Genomic DNA, 3,823 nt, shown 5'->3' on the forward strand with positions numbered 1-3,823 from the left:
GGCCAATAGGCCGGCCAGCAGCAGTTTCGACTTGATCATGACGAACTCCCGAACGTGACTGGCGGCGCTACGCTCGCCCAAGAGAAAAACCGGCGCCGACTTTAGCTTTCCGCAAGCGCCTTGCAAGCCGATCCGCTGCATCGATGAGCGCCAAAGCGGATTCCCATGCTCTGATCGGCACGCTTCCCGAACCCAGCCTGCGACGGACCATCCCGCGGAATCCGCGACCGCTTCGCGCAACCCGGCGACCAGCCGGGTCGGCGTGCCATGCAGGGCTTTCAGCTCGGCGCGTTCCGGCGGCATGCTGCAGGCAAGCGCCGCTTGCACATCCAAACGAAAAAGGCGGCCGAAGCCGCCTTTCCAAAACAATCTGCGGAAGCGCCTTATTCGGCCGACGCAGACTCCGCAGCCTTCTTCTCGGCGGCGTCCTGCGCGGCTTTCTCCGCAGCCAGCGCCTCGGCGGCGGCGACCTTCTCGGCCTCGATGCGGGCGCGTTCGGCGTTCAGCGCATCACGCTCTTCATCGTTCAGCTTGCGGGCGCGCACGCCGGTGTTTTCCGAAATGCGGGCCGACTTGCCCCGACGGTCGCGCAGGTAATAGAGCTTGGCGCGGCGCACCTTGCCGCGCCGCACGATCTCGACGCCTTCGACCATCGGCGAGTAGACCGGGAACACGCGCTCGACGCCTTCGCCGTAGGAAATCTTGCGGACGGTGAAATTCTCCTGGAAGCCGGAGCCGGAACGGGCGATGACGACGCCCTCATAAGCCTGGACGCGGGTGCGGCTGCCTTCGGTGACGCGCACCTGGACGCGCACGGTGTCGCCAGGCTGGAATTCGGGCAGCTTGCGCTTGGCTTCGATCTTGGCGGCCTGCTCGGCCTCGAGCTGACGGATGAGATCCATCTCAAATATCCACTTCTTGTTCTTCCGACAGCCAGAGCGTCCTCGACTTGCCTTGCAGTTCCAACGACCGCTCGGCTATGTCCTTTGCCCAGACATTCAAATCGGGGGCATCGGACAGGGACGGCTACACCGCCATTTGTTGACGGGTCCGGAAGATCGTTCTTCCGGTTCGGGCGGCGACATACAGCTATTTCGGCGCTTTGTCACGCCTTTGACGCCTAATTTTTGAAAACTATGGCCTCATCATATTGCCGCCGTGCCGGGTTGCGCGCGCCATGCAAGCTTTCTAAGTCGGAGAAAGCTATTTCCCAGGCCTCGCTCGATGACATTCTTCGATGCCGTCCTGCTCTTCTTCGCGGGCTTTGTCTCGGGCGCGGTGAACGCCGTCGCCGGCGGGGGCACTTTCGTCACCTTCGGTGCCATGACGCTGGTCGGCCTGCCGCCGATCGTTGCCAACGCAACGTCCTCGGTGACACAGTTTCCGGGCTACATCACCTCGACGCTCGCCTATCTCGACGACATCAGACATTTCTGGCGCCAGGCGCTTGTGCTCTGCGTGATATCCGGCTTCGGCGCGCTGGCCGGTTCGCTCATTCTGCTGGCGCTCTCCAACACGTCCTTCCGTGCGCTTGTGCCCTGGCTGCTGATCGCCGCGACCGCCCTGTTCGCGGCCGGTCCGTGGCTGAAGCCGGCGGCCGGACCGGAGCACCAAGCCTCGCTCGGCTCGCTCGCGGGGTCGCTGGCGCAGTTCCTGACCTCGGTCTATGGCGGTTTCTTCGGCGCCGGCATGGGCGTGATGATGCTTGCCACCCTCGGCCTGACGCAGGCCGGCGACTACCACAAGCTCAATGCGTTGAAGAACATGCTGGCGGTGGTCATCGCGGCGATCGCCATCCTGGTTTTCGTTTCGGGCGGCGTCGTCGCCTGGCCGCAGGCGATCATCATGATCCCCGGCGGGGCGCTGGGCGGCTATGCCGGGGTGTGGATCGCCAGGCGCGTGCCGCAAGGCGTCGTGCGCGGCTTCGTCGTCGGCGTCGGCCTGTTTCTGGCCTTTTATTACTTCACCAACGGCTGAGCACCCGCCAGCAGATCGGGCCGGCGCTCCCGCGTCAGCTTCTCCGCCTCGGCACGACGCCACGCGGCGATCTTCTTGTGATTGCCGGAGGTCAGCACTTCGGGGATTTGCCTGCCCTCGAATTCCTGCGGCCGTGTGTAATGCGGGTGCTCGAGCAGGCCGTTCTCAAAGCTTTCTTCCTCGCCTGAGACGGCGTTGCCCATCACCCCGGGCAGCAGCCGCACCACCGCATCGAGCAGCACCAGCGCGGCCGGCTCGCCGCCCGACAGGATGAAATCGCCGATCGAGACTTCCTCCAGGCCGCGCGCCTCGATCAGCCGCTGGTCGACGCCCTCGAAGCGGCCGCACAGGATGACGGCACCCGGCCCGGCGGCGAGCTCGCGCACCCGGGCCTGCGTCAGCGGTTTTCCACGCGGACTCATCAGCAACCTTGGACGTTCATCGCCCTGCGGCGAAACGTGGTCGATCGCCCTGGCCAGCACGTCGGCGCGCATCACCATGCCGGCGCCGCCGCCGGCCGGCGTATCGTCGACGGTGCGATGCCGGTCAGTGGCGAAGTCGCGGATCTGGATCGCTTCCAGCGACCAGGTGCCGGCTTCCAGTGCCCGGCCGGCAAGCGACAGCCCAAGCGCACCCGGAAACATCTCCGGATAGAGCGTCAGCACCGAGGCGGCAAAGCTCACCGGTTGCCCCCGGCATCCTTCGGCCCGCGCGGCCGCCCCTTCGGGTCGAACCCGGGCTGACCGGGCGCCTCGCTCTCCTCGTCATCGGCCAGCCCCGCCGCCAGCGGATCGACCTGAACGAAGCCGTCGGCGATCGACACATGCGGCACGGCGGCTTGCGTGAACGGGATCAGCACGCCCTTGCGGCCGGCGAGCGTGACGTCGAGTATGTCGCCGCCGCCGAAATTGTGCACGGCGACAATCCTGCCGATGACGCCGGTATCGTCCCTGACCTCCAGGCCGACGAGGTCGGCATGGTAGAACTCGTCCTCCTCACCGTCGTCCGGCAGCACCGAACGGTCGACGAACAGTTCCGTGCCGGCAAGCGCCTCGGCGGTGTTGCGGTCGCCGACACCCTTGAAGCGCACCACCACGACCGTGCCGGCCGGCCGGATGTCGAGGATCTGGAAGGCACGGCCATCCTTGGTATGCAGCGGCCCGTAGTCGGCGAGCGCCAACGGATCGCCGGTGAAGGTCTTTACCCGCAATTCGCCCTTGATGCCGTGTGCGGCGCCGATCACGGCCATCTGTACAGGGTTCTCGAGCTTCGACATCGGCATCACTTCCTTTGCCCTGCTCTAACCCTCTGAAGCCGTCATTTCAATGATCGGCTCTTCACCGCTTCCTAACCTGACTGCCCGAAAATGCCGGCATGCAGGAATTCCTCATCCCGGCAAAACCCGACCTCCAGGCGGCGCGCGAGAGCTGGCTCAAGATGCTCGCGCGCGAGCGCCGGCTGTCGCCGGAAACGGTCGAAGCCTATGAGCGCGACACGCGCCAGTTCCTGCATTTTCTGACCGGGCATTGCGGCGGCCCGCCCGGCATTTCCGATATCGCGGACCTGCGGCCGGCCGACCTGCGCGGCTTCCTCGCCGCGCGCCGCAACGGCGGCGCCGGCGCCCGCACGCTTGGCCGCGGCCTGGCCGGCGTCCGTTCGCTGCTGCGCTTTCTCGAAAAGCGCGGCCTCGTCAACGCGGCGGGCGCGGCCGCCCTGCGCGCGCCGCGCCAGCCGAAATCGCTACCGAAACCGCTGACGGCGAGCGATGCCAAGCAGGTCGTGACTGTCGAGGGCCAACTGGCGGAGGAACCCTGGATCGCCGCCCGCAACGCCGCCGTGCTGACGC

At 66.4% G+C, this 3,823-nt stretch carries 5 protein-coding genes and 1 pseudogene; 2 read left to right on the top strand and 4 right to left on the bottom strand.

The window, feature by feature from the left end:
- Positions 1-303, bottom strand: a pseudogene (locus tag EOA32_RS39005) (hypothetical protein); the annotation flags it as partial.
- Positions 304-383: 80 nt separating this feature from the next.
- Positions 384-902, bottom strand: coding sequence for a 50S ribosomal protein L19 (gene rplS, locus EOA32_RS34515; RefSeq protein ID WP_040974610.1), 519 nt, complete (start codon positions 900-902; stop codon positions 384-386).
- A gap of 322 nt (positions 903-1,224) precedes the next feature.
- Here rplS and EOA32_RS34520 point away from each other — a divergent pair, with 322 nt between their 5' ends.
- Positions 1,225-1,977, top strand: a complete 753-nt coding sequence (locus EOA32_RS34520; RefSeq protein ID WP_128374087.1) for a sulfite exporter TauE/SafE family protein — start codon at positions 1,225-1,227, stop codon at positions 1,975-1,977.
- On the opposite strand, the gene trmD is transcribed toward EOA32_RS34520, so the two are convergent.
- Positions 1,959-2,660 (bottom strand): tRNA (guanosine(37)-N1)-methyltransferase TrmD, encoded by a 702-nt coding sequence (trmD, locus tag EOA32_RS34525; protein ID WP_127403547.1) that lies wholly within the window; start codon positions 2,658-2,660, stop codon positions 1,959-1,961. The two genes, EOA32_RS34520 and trmD, sit on opposite strands and share 19 nt — an antisense overlap.
- Positions 2,657-3,253, bottom strand: a complete 597-nt coding sequence (rimM, locus tag EOA32_RS34530) for a ribosome maturation factor RimM (protein ID WP_095827568.1) — start codon at positions 3,251-3,253, stop codon at positions 2,657-2,659. Before rimM ends, trmD begins: the two co-directional genes overlap by 4 nt.
- A gap of 98 nt (positions 3,254-3,351) precedes the next feature.
- On the opposite strand from rimM, the gene EOA32_RS34535 reads away from it, so the two are divergent.
- The coding region (locus EOA32_RS34535) for a site-specific integrase (protein ID WP_189407616.1) at positions 3,352-3,823 on the top strand (472 nt) is incomplete at its 3' end.

The sequence above is a fragment of the Mesorhizobium sp. M1A.F.Ca.ET.072.01.1.1 genome (assembly GCF_004023325.1).
Classification (GTDB): domain Bacteria; phylum Pseudomonadota; class Alphaproteobacteria; order Rhizobiales; family Rhizobiaceae; genus Mesorhizobium.

Bases quoted from the DNA above. Each gene is read 5' to 3' on its own strand.
- rplS (WP_040974610.1), bottom strand. From the start codon at position 902: ATGGATCTCATCCGTCAGCTCGAGGCCGAGCAGGCCGCCAAGATCGAA.
- EOA32_RS34520 (WP_128374087.1), top strand. From the start codon at position 1,225: ATGACATTCTTCGATGCCGTCCTGCTCTTCTTCGCGGGCTTTGTCTCG.
- rimM (WP_095827568.1), bottom strand. From the start codon at position 3,253: ATGTCGAAGCTCGAGAACCCTGTACAGATGGCCGTGATCGGCGCCGCA.